General features: G+C 71.0%; 17 protein-coding genes and 2 pseudogenes. 12 read left to right on the plus strand and 7 right to left on the minus strand.

Annotation, left to right across the window (positions count from 1 at the left end):
• Window positions 1-141: 141 nt before the first annotated feature.
• The 5 genes from CIB93_RS38290 to CIB93_RS34215 all read right to left on the minus strand — a co-directional run bounded on the left by CIB93_RS38290 (window position 142) and on the right by CIB93_RS34215 (window position 4,865).
• The gene (locus CIB93_RS38290) at window positions 142-300 is read right to left on the minus strand and encodes a DUF6760 family protein (RefSeq protein WP_018492281.1); all 159 of its coding nucleotides are present in this window, start codon (window positions 298-300) and stop codon (window positions 142-144) included.
• Window positions 297-818, minus strand: coding sequence for a hypothetical protein (locus tag CIB93_RS34200; RefSeq protein WP_096632595.1), 522 nt, complete (start codon window positions 816-818; stop codon window positions 297-299). The genes CIB93_RS38290 and CIB93_RS34200 overlap by 4 nt, the downstream gene beginning before the upstream one ends.
• Window positions 815-1,255, minus strand: a complete 441-nt coding sequence (locus tag CIB93_RS34205) for a phage tail protein (protein WP_073802749.1) — start codon at window positions 1,253-1,255, stop codon at window positions 815-817. The genes CIB93_RS34200 and CIB93_RS34205 overlap by 4 nt, the downstream gene beginning before the upstream one ends.
• Before the next feature lie 56 nt (window positions 1,256-1,311).
• Window positions 1,312-2,862 (minus strand): phage tail sheath family protein, encoded by a 1,551-nt coding sequence (locus CIB93_RS34210; protein WP_096632596.1) that lies wholly within the window; start codon window positions 2,860-2,862, stop codon window positions 1,312-1,314.
• Window positions 2,863-3,542: 680 nt separating this feature from the next.
• Window positions 3,543-4,865: a hydrolytic protein gene (locus CIB93_RS34215; protein ID WP_096632598.1), complete on the minus strand. Its 1,323-nt coding sequence runs from the start codon at window positions 4,863-4,865 to the stop codon at window positions 3,543-3,545.
• Between the two features lie 315 nt (window positions 4,866-5,180).
• On the opposite strand from CIB93_RS34215, the gene CIB93_RS34220 reads away from it, so the two are divergent.
• From CIB93_RS34220 to CIB93_RS34240, 5 genes and pseudogenes are all read left to right on the plus strand, one after another.
• Window positions 5,181-5,885 (plus strand): LuxR C-terminal-related transcriptional regulator, encoded by a 705-nt coding sequence (locus CIB93_RS34220; protein WP_179500343.1) that lies wholly within the window; start codon window positions 5,181-5,183, stop codon window positions 5,883-5,885.
• A 288-nt stretch (window positions 5,886-6,173) separates the two neighbouring features.
• Window positions 6,174-9,443 carry a DUF11 domain-containing protein gene (locus CIB93_RS34225; RefSeq protein WP_096632600.1) on the plus strand — a complete coding sequence of 1,090 codons (3,270 nt, stop codon included), beginning with the start codon at window positions 6,174-6,176 and terminating at the stop codon, window positions 9,441-9,443.
• Complete coding sequence (locus CIB93_RS34230; protein ID WP_096632602.1) at window positions 9,440-10,147, plus strand: DUF4255 domain-containing protein; 708 nt, start codon at window positions 9,440-9,442, stop codon at window positions 10,145-10,147. The genes CIB93_RS34225 and CIB93_RS34230 overlap by 4 nt, the downstream gene beginning before the upstream one ends.
• A complete protein-coding gene (locus CIB93_RS34235; protein ID WP_096632604.1) occupies window positions 10,144-12,330 on the plus strand; it encodes an AAA family ATPase in 2,187 nt (728 codons plus the stop codon). The genes CIB93_RS34230 and CIB93_RS34235 overlap by 4 nt, the downstream gene beginning before the upstream one ends.
• A 72-nt stretch (window positions 12,331-12,402) precedes the next feature.
• Window positions 12,403-12,573 (plus strand): annotated as a pseudogene (locus CIB93_RS34240) (helix-turn-helix domain-containing protein); the annotation flags it as partial.
• Between the two features lie 17 nt (window positions 12,574-12,590).
• Here CIB93_RS34240 and CIB93_RS34245 read toward each other — a convergent pair.
• Entirely contained in the window at window positions 12,591-13,847 is a 1,257-nt protein-coding gene (locus tag CIB93_RS34245; protein ID WP_096632605.1) for an arginine deiminase, read from the minus strand.
• A 98-nt stretch (window positions 13,848-13,945) separates the two neighbouring features.
• Window positions 13,946-15,385, minus strand: coding sequence for a basic amino acid/polyamine antiporter (locus CIB93_RS34250; RefSeq protein ID WP_096632607.1), 1,440 nt, complete (start codon window positions 15,383-15,385; stop codon window positions 13,946-13,948).
• A gap of 389 nt (window positions 15,386-15,774) precedes the next feature.
• On the opposite strand from CIB93_RS34250, the gene CIB93_RS38295 reads away from it, so the two are divergent.
• The 7 genes and pseudogenes from CIB93_RS38295 to CIB93_RS34280 form a co-directional block, all read left to right on the plus strand.
• The gene (locus CIB93_RS38295; protein ID WP_179500342.1) at window positions 15,775-15,915 is read left to right on the plus strand and encodes a hypothetical protein; all 141 of its coding nucleotides are present in this window, start codon (window positions 15,775-15,777) and stop codon (window positions 15,913-15,915) included.
• Window positions 15,912-16,001 (plus strand): K(+)-transporting ATPase subunit F, encoded by a 90-nt coding sequence (kdpF, locus tag CIB93_RS34255; protein ID WP_096632609.1) that lies wholly within the window; start codon window positions 15,912-15,914, stop codon window positions 15,999-16,001. Before CIB93_RS38295 ends, kdpF begins: the two co-directional genes overlap by 4 nt.
• Before the next feature lie 8 nt (window positions 16,002-16,009).
• Complete coding sequence (kdpA, locus tag CIB93_RS34260; RefSeq protein ID WP_096632611.1) at window positions 16,010-17,674, plus strand: potassium-transporting ATPase subunit KdpA; 1,665 nt, start codon at window positions 16,010-16,012, stop codon at window positions 17,672-17,674.
• Entirely contained in the window at window positions 17,671-19,791 is a 2,121-nt protein-coding gene (gene kdpB / locus CIB93_RS34265; protein WP_096632612.1) for a potassium-transporting ATPase subunit KdpB, read from the plus strand. Before kdpA ends, kdpB begins: the two co-directional genes overlap by 4 nt.
• 6 nt (window positions 19,792-19,797) lie before the next feature.
• A complete protein-coding gene (locus tag CIB93_RS34270; RefSeq protein ID WP_096632614.1) occupies window positions 19,798-20,469 on the plus strand; it encodes a potassium-transporting ATPase subunit C in 672 nt (223 codons plus the stop codon).
• Between the two features lie 98 nt (window positions 20,470-20,567).
• Complete coding sequence (locus CIB93_RS34275) at window positions 20,568-21,251, plus strand: response regulator (RefSeq protein ID WP_096632616.1); 684 nt, start codon at window positions 20,568-20,570, stop codon at window positions 21,249-21,251.
• A 33-nt stretch (window positions 21,252-21,284) separates the two neighbouring features.
• A pseudogene (locus CIB93_RS34280) lies at window positions 21,285-21,727 on the plus strand (histidine kinase); the annotation flags it as partial.

Raw genomic sequence — 21,727 nt, forward strand, 5'->3', positions numbered from 1 at the left:
GGCGGTGCCGCCGACCCGTCGGCGTCCCCGCCCCGGCCGCCCGCGTTCGCGCCGCCCGCGCCACGACCGCCGCCGTCCCGCGCGGGTGCGCCGGTCGGCTGCCGGTCCGCACGGCGGAACCAGTCACCGAACCCCACCTGATCACCCGCCTTCGTTGACGCGGGTGTTGATCCGCGCTATCTCCCTCACCCACTGCTGACGCTCAGCGTGGGTGAGGTCGAGAATGTCCTCACGCTGCCAATGGAAGTGGTAGGCGACGTACGCGATCTCCTCCCGCAACCGGGGAAGCGCGTACGTCACGATTCCCCCAGGCGCCCACCCGAGAGGTCCACCTCGAACGACCCGTGGCACAGCGGGCAGGTCACCGCGGCGTGCGTGTGGCCCTCGCTGTTGATCCGCCGGTAGAAGTCCTGGAGGAACGCGACGTCGGTCGCGTACATCCGCTCGACGACCCCGGCGTGCACATCGGTGACGGTGCCGAGCCGGGTGATCACCTGGCTCAGCAGCACCACCGACAGGTACGCCGGGTTCTCCTTCACCCGCAGGTCGATCTGCGGGCGCAGCTCGTCCCGGGCGGTCGCCAGCCGCATGGTGCCGCTCCGGTGCAGCTGGCCCTCGTCGTCCACGTACCCGCGCGGCAGCTCGAAAGTGAACTCCGTCTGGAGCGTCTCCCGTTCACGGGAGCGAGGCGCGGCCGGCGCCGGGGCGGGGGCCGGGGCGGGGGCCCCGGCTTCCTCGCGTCCGGCGGAGGAGGTGGCGGCGAGGTTGTCGAGGACCTCTTCGAGGCCGCTGCCCGGCGAAACGGTCCTGCGCCTCATTCGACCACGATCTCCTCGAAGGTGATGGTCACCGTCTCGGTCGCGGCGCTGGACTCGCCCGCCTTGAGGGACGGGCCCTCCCACTTGGAGGCCCAGCCCTGCATCAACTGGATGCGGCGCACCGTCTCACCGGTCGAGTCCTTGATCTCGATCGTGAGGTTCTGGCGCGCGGTGTCGACGGCGCCGTTGTTGAGCGTCTCCTTGATCCAGGTGGTGAACTCGCTGCTCTGGTCGAGCCCGCGGGTGATCGTCACCTCGCCCGCCTGGCGTGCGCCGGGCTGCTTGCGGATGATCTGCTTGCCCTCGGCGGTCACCTGACGGACCTCGACGACTTCTTCCTCGACGGTCATGCCGCTGATCTCCTGGATGGACTCCACGAGATAGCCGCCGAGCTGAACGCCGAAGACGTGGGTGGAAAGAGCGTCGCCCTCTGCCATGACTCTGTGTCACCTGTTCCGATTCGAAAGTGAAGTGGTGGGGGAGGACCGCGAGGTCACTCGTCGACGAGGCTGGTGCTGTCCGAGAACTGCGAGAGCCGGAAGATCACGAACTCCGCGGGCTTCACCGGGGCGACCCCGATCTCGCAGACGACCTGACCGAGGTCGATCGACTCCTGCGGGTTGTTGCTCCGGTCGCACCGGACGTAGAACGCCTCCTCGGCCGTGCGGCCGAACAGCGCGCCGCGTCGCCACTCCTCGGTGAGGAACGCGGTGACGTTGCGCCGGATGCTGGACCAGAGGCGGTCGTCGTTCGGTTCGAACACCACCCACTGGGTGCCCAGGAGGATGGATTCCTCCAGGTAGTTGAAGAGGCGGCGCACGTTCAGGTAGCGCCAGGCCGGGTCGGAGGAGAGGGTGCGGGCGCCCCAGATGCGGATGCCGCGGCCGGGGAAGGCGCGCACGCAGTTGACGCCGATCGGGTTGAGGAGGTCCTGCTCGCCCTTGCTGAGGCGGATCTCCAGGTCCACCGCGCCGCGGATGACCTCGTTGGCGGGGGCCTTGTGCACTCCGCGCTCGCCGTCGCTGCGCGCCCAGACACCGGCCACGTGACCGCTCGGCGGAACCAGGGAGTTACGGCCGCTCGCCGGGTCGAAGACCTTGACCCAGGGGTAGTAGAGGGCGGCGTAGCGGGAGTCGTAACCGGCGTCGTCGTTGCGCCAGGTGCGGACCCGCTGGGCGTTCATCCCGGGCGGGGTGTCGAGGACCGCGACCCGGTCACCCATCTGCTCACAGTGCGAGATGACCGCCAGCTGCACGGTCTTGACGCCCTCCGCGTCGATGTCGCCGCGCTGGTAGGCGCTCATCAGGTCCGGCACGGCGACCATGGTGATCTCGTCGATCGCCTCAAGGCCCGCGAACCCGGTGCGCGCGGAGGCGTCGCCCACGTACTCGGAGGGGTCCAGCCGCGCCACGCCGGCACCGGGGGCGGCGGCAGTGGCCGGGGCGAGGGCGACGGTCTGCTTCTCGGGGCGGCTCTGGGCCGTGCCGGCCTGCTCGGTCACCTGGATGAGTTTGGAGTCACGGGTCTGGGTGACCAGGTAGCCCTTGACGTTCTTGCGGGTGGAGACGTCGTACGTCTCGGCGACCTTGCCGCCCTGCCGCACCAGCAGCCGGAAGCGGTCCTCCGGGGGGTTCTCGCCCTCGGGGTCGGCCACCTCGACGGAGAGGTCGGCGCCCGTGCCGGGCTTGGCGGAGACGAGGAACCCGCCGAGTGCGAGGGGCGCGGGGGCCTGCGTGACCGTGTCCCGGCCCGTGCCGCCGCTCTCCGAGGCACCCTGCGCGGGGCCGCCGATGCGCACGATGTAGGCCGCGCCGCCGCCGTTGGCGAAGAAGCCGTAGACGGCGTGCGTCAGGTAGGTGTCGGCGGTGAAGGTGCCGAACGTCTGGACGTACTGGTCCCAGTTGGTCACCAGCGTCGGCTGGTGGAAGGGGCCCGTCTCGGCGAAGCCGACGAAGGCTGCGACCGCGGTGCCGACTCCCTCGATGGGACGTGCTCCGGACTGCACCTCCTCCACGTAAACACCGGGGGTGAGGTACGACGGCATGCTCGCTCCTTCTCGACGGTCACTCGATCTCCACCGCCCAGTCTTGACCGGCCGGGCGCGCGGGAGTAGGTCCCGGAGTCCTGGACGCGGGGCAATGACACTGCCTTTCCGGGCACCCGGAGCGCCGTGAATGCTGCCCTCGGCGGCCGTATTCCAAGCCGTCCGAGCGGGAGAAGAAGAACAACGGGTCGAGAAACAGCCCCTGCTCAACCGCCGTCGGGGGATTCGTCGGAATTGTGGATGCGGCTCGGGAGTGCCGGTGTGTTCGGTATCTCATTCCTCACGCTGAACCCCGGAAGGCTCGATGCCGTCCGGGGTTCAGCGGGGGCTGCCGCGTGCTGATGCGATTCGGCCAGAATGTGCCGGGAAGGCGGGGAGGTCCGGCTGTGACGCGTCGGTGAAAGCGGGCGCCGGACCGCTCCGAACGGGCATCCGGCGGATGCCCGACGGAGGCCCCGGGGCGTCAGGAGCGGCTCTGAACAGGCCCGTTAGTGATCGGAGTCGCCGGAACCGGATATTCTTCCGGTGCTGTTGCCATGGAGAGTGACCGAACCGGTGTAAACCTCTGACGTATCCAGGAGGGCGAATCCGCCATCGCCCGGCACGCCGGGTTTCTCCCCGGGGGGTTTCTGCTGTTGTCTCGACCCATAGGTGCGGCAGGGCGCTTCGTGCTCCCGTTTCTACCGTGCGAGATCGCTCAGTACACCGCTGAAATTGAGGACTTGATGGCATCCGGAAGACTGAGTTCCGGATGCTGGAGTGCCGGGCTTGGCACAGGTGACGGAAGCGGTGATGGTGGCGTTCTCCGGAACCTGAATGGGGGTGGCCCAGTGGTAGTCCTGATTGCGGAAGGATTCCAGCGGGATGGTCGTGACCTTGAGTTCCCCGAAGGAGATGGTGATGATCCCTTCGTCGCCCTGGAAGTTGGCCACGACGATGTCGGTGACGCCGAACACCTTCCCGGCCGGAACCTTGTAGGTCCCCACCGCCTCGGTCCCCGCCCCGGTCTGCACGTCGATGGTCTCGGAGGCCTGCTGACCGCCCCCGCCCGGACCGGAACCGCCGGACCCGCCGTTGCCGCCCCCGCCGTTGCCACCCCGCCCGTCAGGACCCGACCCCTGCCCCTGCCCTTGACCGCCCGCCGGGTTCTCCGCGCCCCCGGGTGTGTTCGTCCCCTGCTCCTGTGCGCGGGCGGCCTCCTCCTCCGCCGCATCGGTCACCGCCTGCTTCGCCGTGCTCTGCACCGCTGGCCGGACCAGGGCGAACCAGGCGAGCAGCAGCGCCAGCAGTGCGGCCAGCACGATCAGCAGCCACTTGGGCAGCACCGGCAGCTGGGCGAACTCCCCGGGCAGCGGCTCGGGCCGGACGGTCTCCGCGGCCACCGGCTCGGGCGGGACCGGCTGCTCGCCCTCCGTCTCCCCTGCCCCGGGCTCGCCGCTCTCGACGGCCTCCACCTCGAACGGCCAGGTGACGGGCTCGCCGAACCAGATCACCTTCCGGGCCCGCACCTTGAGGGCCATCTCCGCCGACTCGCCGGGCTCCAGGCGCTTCTTGTCCGGGGCGAAGGCGAGGCGCAGATCCTCTCCGGCCTGCTTGCCCGAGAGGGCCACGTCGACCGGGGTGTTCCCCTTGTTCTGCACAGCGGTACGGAAGCGGGCGCCGAGCCAGCCCCGGCGGCGGCGCGGTTCGAGCTCGGCGCGCAGCTCGTGGAACGGCTCGACGGTCACCGTGCCCTCGGGGACCACCACCGACTCGGGACGCTCCGCGGGCAGTACGCGTACGGCCAGCGGGGTTTCGCCCGCCCGGACCTCGTGGGAGCGGGGAGGGGAGAGGGTGAGGGCCACCGTCTCGGAGGTGCCCGGGTACAGCGACACGCGCGCCGGCTCGACGGTGCCCCAGGCGGCGCAGTCGCCGACCACCTCAAGGGTGTAGGCCTCGACGATATCGCCGTCGTTGCGCACGGTCAGGGTCGTCGTCGCGGTAGCGCCCGGCGACACCGTCACCGTGGGGCTTTCGAGTTCGGCAGTTGTGGTCACGCTGCGACGTTAGGCCGCGGGCGCCGCTCCACAGCAGAGACGCGAGGGCAACAAGCGGGCAGGGGTGGTGCCCCGAGGGCCCACCGGCACGGTGTCCCCGCGCCCCCGCCGCGCGCCCGCGCCCCGTGCTCGTCGGCCCACGGGGGACCAGCGGCACCTGGCATATCAGTCGGAAGTACCTGAGGAAGACGGGCACGGAACGATGACGACGACAACGGGCACGGAACGATGATGACCACGACGACGGCAACGGGCACGAAGAGCACGACGACGACAGGTGCGATGAGCGGCGCGGCCGAACACGGCCAGTACCGCAGGCCCGACGCATCGGGGCGGCGTGCGGCCGCGCCGGGGGACATACCCGGGGGCAGGGTCTCCGTGGCGGTGTACGCGGAGGACCTGATCCTTCAGACCGGCATGATCCACCAACTGCGGGTGCGCCCCGAGATAGAGCTGCTGCCGGAGGCCGAGGCGGACCGGGCACAGGTCTCCCTGGTCGTGGTGGACACGGTGGGCGAGTCCACCGTCCAGCTCCTGCACCGCCTCCAGCGCAACACCTCGACCCGCACCGGACTCGTCGTCGGCTTCTTCGAGTCGGGCGCGCTCCAGACGATGATCGAGTGCGGGGTCGCCGCCGTCCTCCGGCGCGGGGAGGCCGACCAGGACCGTCTCGTCCACCTCGTGAAGGCCATGGCGAACGGCGAAGGCGTCCTGCCGGGCGATCTGCTCGGCAAGCTCCTCGACCACGTCAGCTCGCTCCAGCGGACGGTCCTCGACCCCCGGGGCCTCACCCTCTCCACCCTCACGGCACGGGAGGCGGAGATGATCCGGTTGGTGTCGGAGGGCTACGACACCACGGAGATCGCGCGGAAGACCTCGTACTCCGAACGCACCGTCAAGAACGTGCTGCACGAGGTCGCAACCCGCCTCGAACTGCGCAACCGGGCCCACGCGGTGGGTTACGCGATGCGGCATGGGCTGATCTGACCCTGCCCCTGCCCCTGCCCCTGCCCCTGCCCCTGCCCCTGCCCCTGACCCTGATCCGGTCCACCGCCCCGCCAGGGATTCCGGAGGGACTCCAGACGGACGGATTCCGGACGGGCCGAACGGATCGATTCCGTCCGGGGCCGTCCGGGGCAGCAGCCCCGGGGGAAGCGACCGCCGCAAAGGGCAGCGGTCGCTTCCCCCGCTCCGGGTACTTGCGGCCTGTCTTTGTGCCCCGCGCGGGCGTGAGGCTGGCCGGTGGAGAGTCATCGACAGACTGTGAGGTGGGCCGTGACCGGCACTGCTGGCCCGGCAAAGCGTTCCCGGCTGGGCCGACTGACCGGCGCGGTGGTGCTGTTGGCGCCGCTGCTGGTGGTCGGCTCGGCGGCGGCCCCCCAGGGGGCGCCCAGGCTCGCCGCCGCGGCGGCGGACGCGGACCCGGCGCAGGCCGGGCGTATCGCCTTCGCGGGCACCGAACACCGCAGCCTGGGGCGGGCCAACGACAAGGACACCACCGACCCGCTGTTCGGCGACGGCCCGGCCCACTACGACCAGGACCCCTCCGCCCGCGGGGACGTCCTGGTCTTCACCAGCCTGCGCGACAGCGCCCGGCCCCAGGTGTACGTGCGCGGCGCGGACGGCTCGGTGCGCCGGATCACCACCGACCGGGACGCGGCCCACCCCGAACTCTCCCCGGACGGCCGGACCGTGGTCTTCGACTCGGCGGAGCCGGGGCCCGGCGGCACGGTCCAGCGCGACGTGTGGTCGGTCGGCGTCGACGGCTCGAATCCGCGCCGACTCACCGACACCCCCGACAACGAGGAGTCCCCGACCTGGTCCCCGGACGGCACGAGGATCGCGTACGCCGGTGACGGCGATGCCGCACGGGGGTGGCAGATCTACGAGCGGGCCGTCGCCGGCGGCCCGCGGACCCGGATCAGCGACGGACCGGCGGGCGACGCCACCGAGCCGTCCTGGAACCCGGTGGACGACGACGCCCGCCGGGGCCTCGTCGCGTACACCCTCACCACGAACCCCGACCCGGACGTCGACGACGGCACCGAACTGCGGGCCACCCAGGGCATCGGGACCGACCGGCCGCTGCTGGCCGGTGACCACGCCGCATGGGGCACCCGCTCGGCCTCGTGGCTGCCCGACGGCAACGACATCGTCTTCCTCAGCCCGTACCACACCTGCGGCTGCGACGACTTCGACCACGTCTACCGGGTGACCGCCTTCGAGCCCGAACCGCCGGACCAGCTGGTCAACGAGAACCGCGCGGTGGGACCGCCCACCTGGTTCGCTCCTGCCGGGACCGTCGTCATCCCCCGGATCACGGCGAAGCCGGACGGCATGCTGGCGGCGGCGCACGTCGTGACCCTCCAGGACGTCCGTCAGGACGGTTCCGACCCGCGCGACCTGCACCTCACCATCCTGAAGGAGGACCCGGCGGCCCGTACGAACACGGACCACGCCAAGAACCCTCTGTTCAGGCCCGCCGAGGGATACGACCCGTGGCACGAGCGGCAGAACTACACGCCCGACGGCCGGCGCATCGTCGTCACCCGCTTCGAGGACGGCGACAACGGGCGGATCGAGCGGATCTGGATGGCCGACGCCGACGGCACCAACGCAGCACCGCTGCCGCTCGACGGGCGCGGCCCGAACGACTGGGACACCGATCCCACCTTCTCGCCCGACGGCACGAAGCTGGCGTTCACCCGCACCTCGCCCGGCGGCGTCGGGGACGCGTCGGGTCCGGGCCGCATCCTCATCGCCGACGTCGCCACGGGCGCGATCCTCGACGAGATCCGGCCGCCCGAGGGCCGGCAGGCGGGCGACGACGCCCAGCCGACCTGGTCATCGGACGGCGTCAACCTCGCCTTCACCCGCAAGGAAGTCATCAACGGCAACGGCGGCAACAAGCACATCTGGGTCGTGCCGGTGGCGGACCTCGACCGGCAGCGGGACCTGAGCGCCACCATCTGCCCCGGCGACTGCGAAGTCATCGACGACAGCCCGGCGTTCTCCCCGGACGGCCTGAAGGTGGCGTTCAACCGCAAGGACGGCGGCGGCCGCGTCAACCAGCAGGCCGGCGTCCTCATCAAGCCCCTGCGCGGCGGCGGCTGCCGGGTCGTGCTGCCCTCCGTCCAGAAGGACGACCCCGACGGCTGCGACCTGCCGATCCCCGACACCAGCGCGACCGGCCCCCACCAGCCCCGTGACGTGGCCTGGTCGCCCGACGGCAGCAAACTCCTCTTCACCTCGCGCCGGGAGCTGCCACCGAACTCCATGGAGCAGCTCTCCGTACTCGACATCGCCTCCGGCGACGTGGCCCCCCTCGACAACACGCACGACGGACGGCAGAAGGAGCCCGCCTACCAGCAGTCGGTCGACCTGTCGCTGACCGCACCGCCCACCGGGCCCGATGTGGAGGTCGGCTCCTCCACCGAGGTGCGGGTCACCGTCACCAACCGGGGCCCCTCGCCCTCGCCCGGCACCACCCTGACCGTCGACGCCCCGCCCGGCGTACGGCTGGAGGAGCTCACCGCCGACGGCGTCGACTGCCCCGCCGCCACCCCCCAGTGCGACCTCGGCATCGTCCCGCCCGGAGCCTCCGTGACGCTCACGGCCCGGCTGACCGGTGTCATCACCGGCGACCAGCGCGTCAACTGGTCAGTCACCGGCGCCGTCCTCGACCCCAACCCCACCGACAACGCCACCGGCACGATCGTCCCGGTCCGGGACGTACCGCCACCGAGCCCCACCCCCACCCCCACCCCCACCCCGACGACTCCGACGCCCAGCCCCACGACCCCCTCCCCGTCACCGTCGACCACCGCACCCGCCCCACCCCCGCCGCCGTCCCCCCGCCCGACCGCACCGCGCCCCCCGGCCCCCCTGCCGCCCGCACCCGAGGCCGGACCCGGCGTCACCGTGCGGGCCCAGCCGAGCCCCGGCTACGTCGGCGGCAAGGTCGTGGTGACGTACACCGTGCGCAACGGCAGGAACGCGGCCGCCACCGGACTGCGGCTGGACCTCGGGTTGCCCGCCGACATCCCCGCGGGCCCCCTCCCCGCGGGCTGCGCCGCGGGCGGGTGCACGCTGCCCGACCTCGCGCCCGGCGCGTCCACGGTCGTCAGCGTCGTTCTCTCGCCCGACAAGGCCCTGCGCACCACCATCACCGCGAGACTCACCACCACGGGCACCGACGCGGACGTCCGCGACAACGTCTCCCGCATCCCGCTGCGCATCCTCCAGCCCCGCATCATCGCGGTGCCCGCCATCGGCAAACCCGGGTTCGTCACCTCCGTACGAGGCAAGGACTTCCCGCCCGGCACGCCCGTGACCCTCACCTGGAAGCCCGGCATCACCGCGAGCGCGGCGCCGACCCGGCCGCTCGGCGACGGCACGTTCATCGCCCAGCTGCTCATCGTGGCCAAGGACCGGACCGGGCCGCGCACCATCACCGCGAAGGGTCCCGGCTTCAGCCCCGTCACGACGGACTTCCTCGTGGTGATCGGGACCATCACCCCGCCGGGCGAGGTGATCCGCCGATGATCCACGAAGTCGACGAGGGGCTGCGGCTGTTGCTGGCCGAGGCCGGACTTGAGGACAGCGGCGTCGACCTGGTCTTCGACGCCCCGACGAAGGAGTGGTCCGCCCGCCGCAACGCCCCCACCATCAGTGTCTTCCTGCACGCCATCCGCGAGGACGCGGGCCGCCGGCGCACCGGCACGGCCGAGATCCACGACGACGCGGGCGTGGTCACCGGCTGGCGGACCCCGCCGCGCTGGTTCGAGCTGACCTATCTGGTCACCGCCTGGACCAACCGCCCCCAGGACGAACACCGGCTGCTCTCCGAGGTGCTGCGCGCCCTCGTCCGCACGGACACGCTGCCCGCCCGACTGCTCACCGGCAGCCTCGCCGAACTCGGTCTCACCGTGGACATCGAGGCCGCGGGCCCCGGCGCCGACGGGCCCTCCGCGTCGGACGTGTGGTCCGCGCTCGGCGGTGAGCTGAAGGCCGCGATCGATCTGCGCGTCGTCGCCCCGCTGGCCGGGGAGCGGGCCGCCGCGGGCCCGCCGGTCACCGAGGGCCTCGTGATGAGGGCCGCGCCCGCCGTGGACGGCACAGCGGCCGAGGACCCGGGCCGCCGGCTGAGGTACGACGGGGCGGGCGATCTGGACGCGCAGGGCTTCGCCGCCGAACGGGAACGTCAGCTGCCGCCCGGCCGGCGCAAGCGGGGGAGCGCGGCCCGATGACGGTGACACAGGGCGCACCCGCCGAAGTGGTCGGGGCGACGGGCCCCGACGACCTCTGGGAGCGGCTCGGCCGCGTCGAGCGCCGCGTCAGGCTCGCCGTCGCGGCCCGCCGGGCCGTCGACCCGGACCCGGACGACCCCTACCGGGGCCAGTACCTCACCCCCCAGGCGGCCGAGCGCATCCTCGAAGCCCCCGACGCGTTCGCGCCCGCACCGGCGTACGGTGACGCGGGCGCGCCGACCGCACCCGCCGGGGGCAGGCTCGGGCAGCTGGCCGCACGCTTCGCCCTCGCCCCCCTCGACATCGAACTCCTGCTGGTCGGCCTGGCCCCTGACCTCGACCACCGGTTCGAGCGCCTGTACGGGTACCTCAACGACGACCTCACCCGCCGCCGCCCCACCATCGCCCTGGCGCTGGAGCTCTGCGCGCTGCCCGCCGCCGGGCCCGGCCGCTTCCGCCTCGCGCCCGCGGCGCCGCTCGTCGCGGGCGGACTCCTGGAGATCTTCGACCCGGAACGCCCGCTGCTCTCAAGGGGGTTGAGGGTGCCCGACCGGATCACCTCCTATCTCCTCGGCGACGACGAGATCGACGCGCGACTGCGCGGCCTGGTCCGGGACGCCGGGACGGACCAGGAGCCGGACGGGCAACCGGAGGTCCTGGACGGTCGCCGGGGAGTCCCGCACCTGCGCCCGGAGGTTTCGGACGGGCACCCGGAAGTCCCCCGGGTCGCGGCGGCCCTGTCCACCGGCAGCGGCCTGGTGCACCTGCTCGACCGGGGCGGCGACCCGCGCGGCCTCGCCGTCGAGGCGCTGCTCACCGCCGGGCTGCGCCCCCTGACCGTCGACATCGCGGCGCTCGCCGCCACCACCGAACCGGCCCAGCTCGTACGGACCCTGGCGACCGAGGCCCGCCTCACGGGCGCCGGGGTGGTCCTCGGCCCGCTCGAAACGCTCGCCCCCGAACGCCCCGAGGGGTCCCGGGCGCTCGCCGCCCTCTGTGCGGCGCTCGACGGTACACCCCTGATCGCGTACGGGAAGAAGAACTGGGACCCGCTGTGGACCACCGAGAGCCCGGTCCCCGTCGCCGTCCTGCCGCCGGGCCCCGAAGGCGCGGCCCGCCAGTGGCGGCTCGCCCTCGCCGATGCGGCCAGGTCGGTCGGCCTGCCCGCCGCCGACGCCCTCGCCGACGACCGGCTCATCGAGGCCACCGCCTCCTACCGGCTCGACTCCGACCAACTGCGCAAGGCCGCCACGGTCGCCTCCCGCCTCGCGATCCTGGGGCGGCGCCCGGTGACCCCGGACGACCTCCGCACGGCGGTACGCGCCCAGAACGGCGCGGGCCTCGAACGCCTCGCCCGCCGCATCGAACCGGGCGTCGGCTGGGACGACCTCGTGCTGCCCCCGGCCACCCGCACCCAGCTCACCGAACTCGCCCTGCGCGCCCGCCACCGCGAGCAGGTGCTCGGCCAGTGGCGGATGCGGCCGGGCGGCGGCCGGGGCCGGGGCGTCATCGCCCTGTTCGCGGGGGAGTCCGGCACCGGCAAGACCATGTCCGCCGAGGTGGTCGCCGCCGAACTGGGCATGGAGCTCTACGTCGTGGACCTCTCCACCGTGGTGGACAAGTACGTCGGTGAGACCGAGAAGAACCTGGAGCGGATCTTCGTCGAGGCCTCCGACGTCAACGGCATCCTGCTCTTCGACGAGGCCGACGCGATCTTCGGCAAGCGGTCCCAGGTCAAGGACGCGCAGGACAAGCACGCCAACGTCGAATCGGCCTACCTCCTCCAGCGCATGGAGTCCTTCGACGGCATCGCCGTGCTCACCACCAACCTCCGGGCCAACCTCGACGAGGCGTTCACCCGCCGCATCGACGTGATCGCGGAGTTCCCCATGCCCGACGCCCGGGAACGGCTCGCCCTGTGGGACCGCTGCCTGGGCCCGGCGATCCCCCGCGACGACGGCCTCGACCTGGAGTTCTGCGCCGACCGCTTCGAGCTGGCGGGCGGCTCGATCCGGGCCTGCGCGGTCAGCGCCGCCTACCTCGCGGCGGAGAGCGGGAAGCCGCTCACCATGGACCAGGTGGTGACGGCGGTGCTCCAGGAGTACCGGAAGCTGGGACGGCTGGTGCTGGAGAGCGAGTTCGGGCCGTGGCTGGAGAAGGAGCGGGGGCGCGGGGGGCGGTAGCGCGGCGTGGTGCGTGGCCCGCGACCGGAAGCGCGTGGAGCGACGCGCCGAACGGGCGTCGCGCGAAGGACGACGCAGGGCGCGAGCCTCACCCGGACCAGGCCCCTCCTCCACGTCCACGTGAACACCGTGGTGCAGCGCCTGGAACGCGTCGGCCGCCTCCTCGGCCCGGACCCGAACGAGCCGCCGCGCACCTTGGAGGTCCAACTGGCCCTGACCTTGCACCGCCTGACGCAGGGCCTGTGGAAGCCCGGCCGTGGTCAGAACTCCACCGCGTCGCGGATCAGCGGGCAGGTCATGCAGTGGCCCCCGCCTCGCCCCCGGCCCAGCTCCGCGCCCACGATCGTGATGACCTCCACCCCGGCCCGCCGCAGCAGCGCGTTCGTCTGGGTGTTGCGGTCGTAGGTGAAGACCACGCCCGGCTCCAGCGCCACCGCGTTGTTGCCGCTGTCCCACTGCTGGCGCTCGGAGGCGTAGACGTCCCCGCCCGTCTCGATCACCCGCAGCTGCGGCAGGCCCAGGGCGCGGGCCACGACCTCGGTGAACGGGGTGGAGCCCTCGTCGGTGATCTCGAACCCCGGCGCCCGGCCCGAAGGGCGCAGTGAGAACGTGTGGACGGCGTCCATGATGCGTGGGTACAGCGTCACGATGTCCCGGTCCGCGAAGGTGAACACGGTGTCCAGGTGCATCGCCGAGCGCAGCTTCGGCATCCCGGCGACGATCACGTGCTCCGCCGCCCCCTGTGCGAACAGCGCCGCCGCGACCTGGGTGATCGCCTGGCGGGAGGTCCGCTCGCTCATGCCCATGAGGACGACGCCGTTGCCGACGGGCATGATGTCCCCGCCCTCGAACGTGGCCCGTCCCCAGTCCTGTTCCGGGTCGCCCCACCAGACCGTGGACCCCCGGAAGTCCGGGTGGAAGGTGTAGATCGCCTTCATCAGCAGGGTCTCGTCGTGCCGGGCGGGCCAGTACAGCGGGTTCAGCGTCACCCCGCCGTAGAGCCAGCACGTCGTGTCGCGGGTGTACAGGGTGTTGGGCAGCGGAGGCATCAGGTACTCCCGGCCGCCCGTGCCCTCGCGGGCCAGCCCCAGGCACGCCGAACGGAACGCGTCCGGCAGGTCGGCGGTGGCCAGCCCGCCGATCAGGTACGCGGCGAGCCGGCGCGGCGTGAGGGAGTCCAGGAACGCGCGGGTGTCGTCGACCAGACCGAGGCCCACCTCGTTCGCGTCGATCTTCCGGTCCAGCAGCCAGGACCGGGCCTCCGGGATCGCCATGGTGGCGGCCAGCAGCTCGTGGAGCTCGACGACCTCCACGCCCCGGTCGGTGAGCTGGGCGACGAAGTCGGCATGGTCCCGCTGGGCGTTCTCCACCCACATCACATCGTCGAAGAGCAGATCGTCGGAGTTGGTCGGGGTCAGCCGCCGGTGGGCCATACCGGGGGCGCACACCAGGACCTTGCGCAGCCGCCCCACTTCGGAGTGGACGCCGAGGGCGGAGGCGGGGGTGGTGCTGGTCATGATGGTCCTTTCGCTCGATGGCGGCAGGGCGGCAGGGCGGCAGGGCGGTGGGAGGCGGGGGCGTCAGGGCGGCGGCAGGGCTCGTACGGGTCGGGGTCTCACAGCTCGATCCAGCCGACGGCCAGCGCCGCGACACCGGCGGCGGCACCGGCGACCGACACCGCGCAGATGACAGCCTCGCCCGGGGAGAAGAGCCTGCGCCCCTGCTCCCGCCGGGACTTGACGAAGAGGAAGGTCGCCGGAGCGTAGAGGATGAAGGAGACGAGGACGAACTTCGGCCCCGCCGCGTACAGCAGGAACGCGGTGTAGAGCGTCGCCACCACGGCGGTCACCAGCTCGCGCCGGGTGGGGCGCCCCACCACGCCGTGGCTGCCCGGCCGCGCCGCGACCTTCACCGCGAAGGCGGCGGCCAGCAGGAAGGGGATCAGGCTCAGCGCGCTGGTCAGATCGAGGGCGAAGTTGAACGCGTCGTCGGAGAACAGCGTCACGACGAGCACGATCTGACTCAGACACGTGGACATCAGCAGCGCGGCCTCGGGCACGTCCGCCGCCGTCGACCGGCCCAGGAAGCGCGGCATGTCCTTGTCCTTGGCGGCGACGAAGAGGACCTCGGCGGCCATCAGGGTCCAGGCGAGGTAGGCGCCGAGCACGGAGACGATCAGGCCGACGCTGATGAAGACCTCTCCCCAGGTGCCGACCGCCGACTCCAGCACCTCGGCCATCGAAGGCTGCCGCAGCTCGGCGATCTCGGCCATCGGCAGCAGCCCGTAACTGACGATCGTGACGGACGCGAAGACGGCGAAAACGCTCAGGAAGCCCAGGACCGTGGCCCGGCCGACATCCTCGCGGCGCTTGGCGTGCCGCGAATAGACGCTGGCGCCCTCCACGCCGAGGAAGACGAAGACGGTGGCGAGCATGGTGCCCCGGACCTGGTTGAAGAGCGAGCCCGCGTAGTCGGTCCCGCCGAAGTTGTCCGCGAAGACGGCAGGATCGAAGTAGAACAGCGCCAGGGCCACGAAGAAGACGATGGGCACGATCTTCGCCGCGGTGACGATCCGGTTGATCGCCGCCGCTTCCTTCACGCCCCGGCGGATCAGCAGGAAGAACCCCCACAGCCCCACCGAGGAGACGACCACCGCCGTCACCGTGTCGCCGTTCCCCAGCACGGGAGCCACCGCGCCGACCGTCGACATGATGAGCACCCAGTAGGTGACGTTGCCGACGCAGGCGCTGGCCCAGTAGCCGAAGGCCGAGAAGAACCCGAGGTACTCACCGAACCCCGCTTTCGCGTACGCGTACACGCCCGCGTCCAGATCCGGCCGTCGCACGGCGAGTGACTGGAAGACGAAGGCGAGCATCAGCATGCCCGTGCCGGCGACGGCCCAGGCGATCAGCGCCCCCGCGACCCCGGTCTCCTGCGCGAAGCGCCGCGGCAGCGAGAACACCCCGGCGCCGACCATGGAACCGACGACCATCGCCGTCAGCGTCAGCAGGGTCAGCTTGGCTGCCGGTCGCGTCCCGGGCTCGGCATGGCTCATGGTCTCCCTCGTCCGTACGGGCATGGCGCGGGCGAATGGCCTGCCCCGCTCGCCGTTCACCGCCAGAGGAGAACCTAGCAACCTTACGCGGTAATTTGTCCGGTATGCCGCGCCAGCGATCGGAGACCCGCACCCGGCGGCCACCGCGCAGGTGAGCGAGCACGGTTACCGTGACGTTCACCGCGGGACCGGACCTCCCTCCCATGGCGCCGACGGGACTGGTGAACTTCACTCGGCGCGGACGGAGGATGAGCGAGACCCTTCTCGCGCGATACGGAGAGTGGCGACCCCTGACGTTCGGTAGGAGACGGCGTCAGGCCGACGTCAAGAATTTCCCGAACTCGTATGGACCCCGTCAAGGTGGTCCGCCGTCGGGCTGAAGTAGAGGTTTGCTCGTATCGGCCAAACGGCCTATTCAATTCCTCACTTCACCACAGGAGCTCGCGATGGCCGATCTGGCCTTCGTCGTCACCACGGTCGCGGTATTCGCGCTGGTGGCCGTCATCGCCCGGGGGGTGACCCGGCTGTGACCGTCGAGAACGTCGTCGGCCTTGTCGTGGCCGCCTCTCTGCTGGGATATCTCGTTCTGGCCCTCCTTCACCCGGAGAGGTTCTGAGAGCTGAGATGAATTCCCAGTTCGCTGGTGTGCTCCAGCTGCTCGCCCTGATCACCGCTCTCGCCCTCGCTTACCGCCCGCTGGGCGATTACATGGCCAGGGTCTACTCCTCCGAGAAGCACTACCGACCGGAGAAGTGGATATACAAGGTCATCGGCGCCAATCCGGCCGCAGAGATGCGCTGGCCCGCCTATCTGCGCGGGGTGCTCGCCTTTTCGGCGGTGAGCGTCCTCTTCCTGTACCTGATGCAACGGGTGCAGGGCTCGCTGCCCGGTTCCCTCGGATTCTCCTCGATCGACCCGGACCAGGCGTTCAACACCGCCGCGTCCTTCGTCGCCAACACCAACTGGCAGTCGTACTCCGGCGAACAGGCCATGGGCCATGTCGTGCAGACCGGCGGCCTGGCGGTGCAGAACTTCCTGTCCGCGGCGGTCGGCATGGCCGTGGCGGTGGCACTCGTACGGGGCTTCGCCCGTTCGCGTACCGGTGAACTCGGCAACTTCTGGGCCGACCTGGTGCGCGGGACCGTTCGCGTCCTGCTCCCCATTTCGGTGATCGGTGCGATCGTCCTGGTCGCCTGTGGAGCCATTCAGAACTTCTCGGGAATCCACTCGGTCGGACAGTTCATGGGCGGTTCGCAGGAGTGGAACGGTGGCGCGGTCGCCTCCCAGGAGGCCATCAAGGAGCTCGGCACCAACGGCGGCGGCTACTTCAACGCCAACTCCGCCCACCCCTTCGAGAACCCCGACCCCCTGTCCAACCTGTTCGAGATCTTCCTCATCCTGCTGATCCCGTCCGCGCTGACACGGACCTTCGGAAGGATGGTCGGATCGCTCAAGCAGGGGTACGCGATCCTCGGCGCGATGGCCGTCATCTGGGTCGGCTTCACGGCGCTGATGATGTGGACCGAATTCGCCCACCGCGGACCGGCCTTCGACATCGCGGGCGGTGCCATGGAGGGCAAGGAGACCCGCTTCGGGATCGCCGGCTCGTCGATCTTCGCGGTCGCCACGACGCTGACCTCGACCGGTGCGGTGAACTCCTTCCACTCCTCCTACACCGGCTTCGGCGGCGGCATCGCCATGCTCGGCATGCAGCTCGGGGAGATCGCCCCCGGCGGTGTCGGCTCCGGCCTCTACGGCATGCTGATCATGGCGGTCATCGCGGTGTTCATCGCCGGGCTGATGGTCGGACGCACCCCCGAGTACCTGGGCAAGAAGATCGGCACCCGCCAGATCAAGCTCGCGGCCTGCTACATCCTCATCACCCCGGCCCTCGTGCTCGGCTTCACCGCCGTCGCCATGGCCCTGCCCACCCCCGCCGACTCGATGACCAACACGGGCCCGCACGGCTTCTCCGAGATCCTGTACGCCTACACCTCCGGCGCCAACAACAACGGCTCCGCCTTCGCCGGGCTCAACGCCGACACCCAGTGGTTCAACACCACCATCGGCATCGCGATACTGCTCGGCCGGTTCCTGCCGATGGTGTTCGTCCTCGCCCTGGCCGGCTCGCTCGCCGAGCAGAGGCCGGTGCCCGAGACCGCGGGCACGCTGCGCACCGACAAGCCCCTCTACACGGGGCTGCTCGTCGGCACGATCCTCATCATCACCGGACTCACCTACTTCCCGGCCCTGGCCCTGGGTCCGCTTGCCGAAGGGCTCGCCTCATGAGCACCGTCACCCCCACCCCTGCCCCCACCCACGCTCCGCACGGAGACATACCGCCGACCGGTGGCCGGGAGGCTGCCAACCGTGTCGGCAGCGGGCTGTTCGACCGCCGGCAACTGCTGAAGTCCTTCCCGGACGCGCTGCGCAAGCTCGACCCGCGCGTGATGGTCAAGTCACCCGTCATGTTCGTCGTCCTGGTCGGCTCGGTGGTCACCACCGTGCTGGCGCTCGCCGACCCGACCGACTGGTTCGGCTGGGCGATCACCGCCTGGCTCTGGCTGACCACCGTCTTCGCCAACCTGGCCGAGGCGGTCGCCGAGGGCCGGGGCAAGGCCCAGGCCGACACCCTGCGCGAGGCCAAGACCGGCACCGTCGCCCGCCGGGTCATCGGCACGAACGAGGAGCGGGTCGCGGGGACGGACCTGCACGTCGGCGACCTGGTCGTCTGCGAGGCAGGCGACACCATCCCCGGCGACGGCGACGTCGTGGAAGGCGTCGCCTCCGTCGACGAATCCGCGATCACCGGCGAGTCCGCCCCGGTCATCCGGGAGTCCGGCGGCGACCGCTCGGCCGTCACCGGCGGTACGAAGGTGCTGTCCGACCGCGTCGTCATCAGGATCACCACGAAGCCGGGCGAGACCTTCATCGACCGCATGATCAACCTGGTGGAGGGCGCCTCCCGGCAGAAGACGCCCAACGAGGTCGCCCTGAACATCCTGTTGGCGTCCCTCACGATCGTCTTCCTGCTGGCCGTGCTCACCCTGAAGCCCTTCGCGATCTACGCGGGCGCGGACGACCAGACATCGCTGATCGTGCTCGCCGCACTGCTGGTGTGCCTGATCCCCACCACGATCGGGGCGCTGCTGTCCGCGATCGGCATCGCGGGCATGGACCGCCTCGTCCAGCGCAATGTGCTGGCCATGTCGGGGCGCGCGGTCGAGGCCGCGGGCGATGTGTCCACCCTGCTCCTGGACAAGACCGGAACGATCACCCTCGGCAACCGGCAGGCAGCCGAGTTCCTCACGGTCCCGGGCGTGACGGAGGACGCGCTCGCGGACGCGGCGCAGCTCTCCTCGCTCACCGACGAGACGCCGGAAGGCCGGTCGATCGTCGTGCTCGCCAAGGAGAAGTACGGGCTGCGGGAGCGGAACCAGGGGGAGCTGGAGGGGGCCGCGTGGGTGGAGTTCACCGCCCAGACCCGGATGTCGGGCGTCGACCTGGACGGCCGGAAGGTCCGCAAGGGCGCGACCGGTTCCGTCGTCGCCTGGGTGAAGGAGCGGAACGGCCGTGTCTCCGAGGACGCTCAGGCGCTCACGAACCGCATCTCCCAGGCCGGTGGCACGCCACTGCTGGTGGCCGTGGAAGACGCCGACGGCGCCCGGGTCCTCGGGGTCGTCCATCTGAAGGATGTGGTGAAGGAGGGGATGCGCGAGCGGTTCGAGGAGCTTCGCCGGATGGGCATCCGTACGGTCATGATCACGGGTGACAACCCGCTGACCGCGAAGGCGATCGCCGAGGAGGCCGGGGTGGACGACTTCCTGGCCGAGGCGACGCCCGAGGACAAGATGGCCCTCATCAAGCGGGAACAGGCCGGCGGCAAGCTCGTCGCGATGACCGGCGACGGCACCAACGACGCACCCGCACTGGCCCAGGCCGACGTCGGCGTCGCGATGAACACCGGCACCTCGGCCGCCAAGGAGGCCGGGAACATGGTGGACCTCGACTCCAACCCCACCAAGCTCATCGAGATCGTCGAGATCGGCAAGCAGCTCCTCATCACCCGGGGCGCGCTGACCACCTTCTCCATCGCCAACGACGTCGCGAAGTACTTCGCGATCATCCCCGCCATGTTCGCCGTGGCGTACCCGTCGCTGGACAGGCTCAACGTCATGGGACTCGCCTCGCCCGAGTCCGCGATCCTGTCCGCGGTCATCTTCAACGCGCTCGTCATCGTCGCGCTGGTGCCCCTCGCCCTCAAGGGCGTGCGCTACCGGCCCGCCAGTGCCGACCGGATGCTCCGCCGCAACCTGGGCGTCTACGGACTCGGCGGCATCGTCGCCCCGTTCATCGGCATCAAGATCATCGACCTGCTCCTCTCCCTCATCCCCGGAATCGGCTGATCCGCCATGACCAACAACGCCGTCAGCAACACCGCGCGCGCCCTCGGGGCCGGGCTCCGCGCCCTGCTCGTCCTGACTCTCGTATGCGGGGTGATCTATCCACTCGCCGTGACGGGCGTCGCCCAGACCCTGTTCAGCGACAAGGCCAACGGCTCCGAGACCACGGACAGCAGCGGGCAGGTCGTCGGCTCCTCCCTCATCGGCCAGCGGTACGACCTCCCGCTCAAGGAGGGGCAGGAGTCACCGGCCCCCGACCTGAGGTGGTTCCAGCCGCGGCCCTCCAACGGCCTCGGCTCCAACAGCGTCAACACCCAGTACTCGTTGATCCTCTCCGGCGCCACCAACCGCTCCGGCGACAACGAGGAACTGATCCAGTGGGTGAAGGACGCCAAGGCCGCCGTGGTCAAGGACAACTCGACCGCCACGTACCAGGTCGAGCCGGCGGACGTGCCGGCCGACGCCGTCACCTCGTCCGCATCCGGCCTGGACCCGCACATCTCACCCGCGTACGCGAAGCTCCAGGTCCGGCGGGTCGCCGACCGGAACGGGCTCGACGTCCAGCAGGTGGAGGCCCTGGTCGCCGACCACACCGCCGGCCGGGTCCTCGGCTTCATGGGGGAGCCCCGGGTGAACGTCCTCGAACTGAACACCGCGCTCAGGGACCTGACCCAGAACTGACGGATCCGAGGCGGGGGACCGGACCCCGGCGGGGCGCGGACTCTCCGCGCCCCACCGGTCCGGTCGCCCGCCCACAACCAAGGAAAGGGCCACAGCCCATGCCCCGGGTGCTCGTGGTGGAGGACGACGCACAGCTGGTGCGCGCCCTCAAGATCAATCTGCAGGCACGTGCCTACGAAGTCGAAGAGGCGTCCGACGGAAGGTCGGCTCTCCGGCTCGCCGAGATCCGCCGGCCGGACGCCATCCTGCTGGATCTGGGTCTACCGGACGTGGACGGCGTCGAGCTGATCAAGATGATGCGAGGAAAGAGCCGGGCACCGATCCTGGTCCTGTCCGCACGCCACCTGTCCACGGAGAAGGTGCGGGCCCTGGACGCCGGAGCCGATGACTACGTGACCAAGCCCTTCAGCATGGACGAGCTGCTGGCCCGGCTACGAGCGGCCACACGGCGACGGCGGACGACCGCTGAGGCCGAAGCACCGACCGTCGTGACCACGGACGTGTTCACCATCGACCTCGTGGCGAAGAAGGTGCGGCGCGACGCCGCCACCGTCCGGCTCACCCCGACCGAGTGGCACCTGCTCGAAATCCTGGTCAGCCATCCCGGCCGCCTGGTGTCCCAGCGCGCGCTCCTGCGGGAGGTGTGGGGGCCCACGTACGCGGAGAACACCAACTACCTGCGGGTCTACATGGCCCAGCTGCGCCGCAAACTCGAAGCCGATCCCGCCCACCCGCGGTATCTGATCACCGAAGCGGGCATGGGCTACCGCTTCGAGCCCTGACGCCTCATCCAGCACGGAAGAACGAGAAACACCATGGGACGTGGAAAGCTGCGGATCTACCTCGGTGCGGCACCGGGCGTCGGCAAGACGTACGCGATGCTCTCCGAAGCCCACCGGAGGCTGGAGCGGGGCACCGAAGTGGTCGTCGGGTTCGTGGAGCACCACGACCGGCCCCGCACCGAGGTGATGCTGCACGGACTGGAGACCGTCCCACGTCACGAGCTGGAGTACCGGGGCACCGCGTTCACCGAGATGGACGTCGACGCGGTCCTGGAGCGTGCCCCGGCCGTGGCCCTGGTCGACGAGCTGGCGCATACCAACGTCCCCGGTTCGCGCAACGCCAAGCGGTGGCAGGACGTCGAGGAGCTGCTCAGGGCCGGGATCGACGTCATATCCACGGTCAACATCCAGCACCTGGAGTCGCTGGGCGACGTCGTGGAGTCGATCACCGGGGTCCGGCAGCGCGAGACGGTCCC

Source organism: Streptomyces sp. WZ.A104, assembly GCF_002382885.1.
GTDB lineage: Bacteria > Actinomycetota > Actinomycetes > Streptomycetales > Streptomycetaceae > Streptomyces.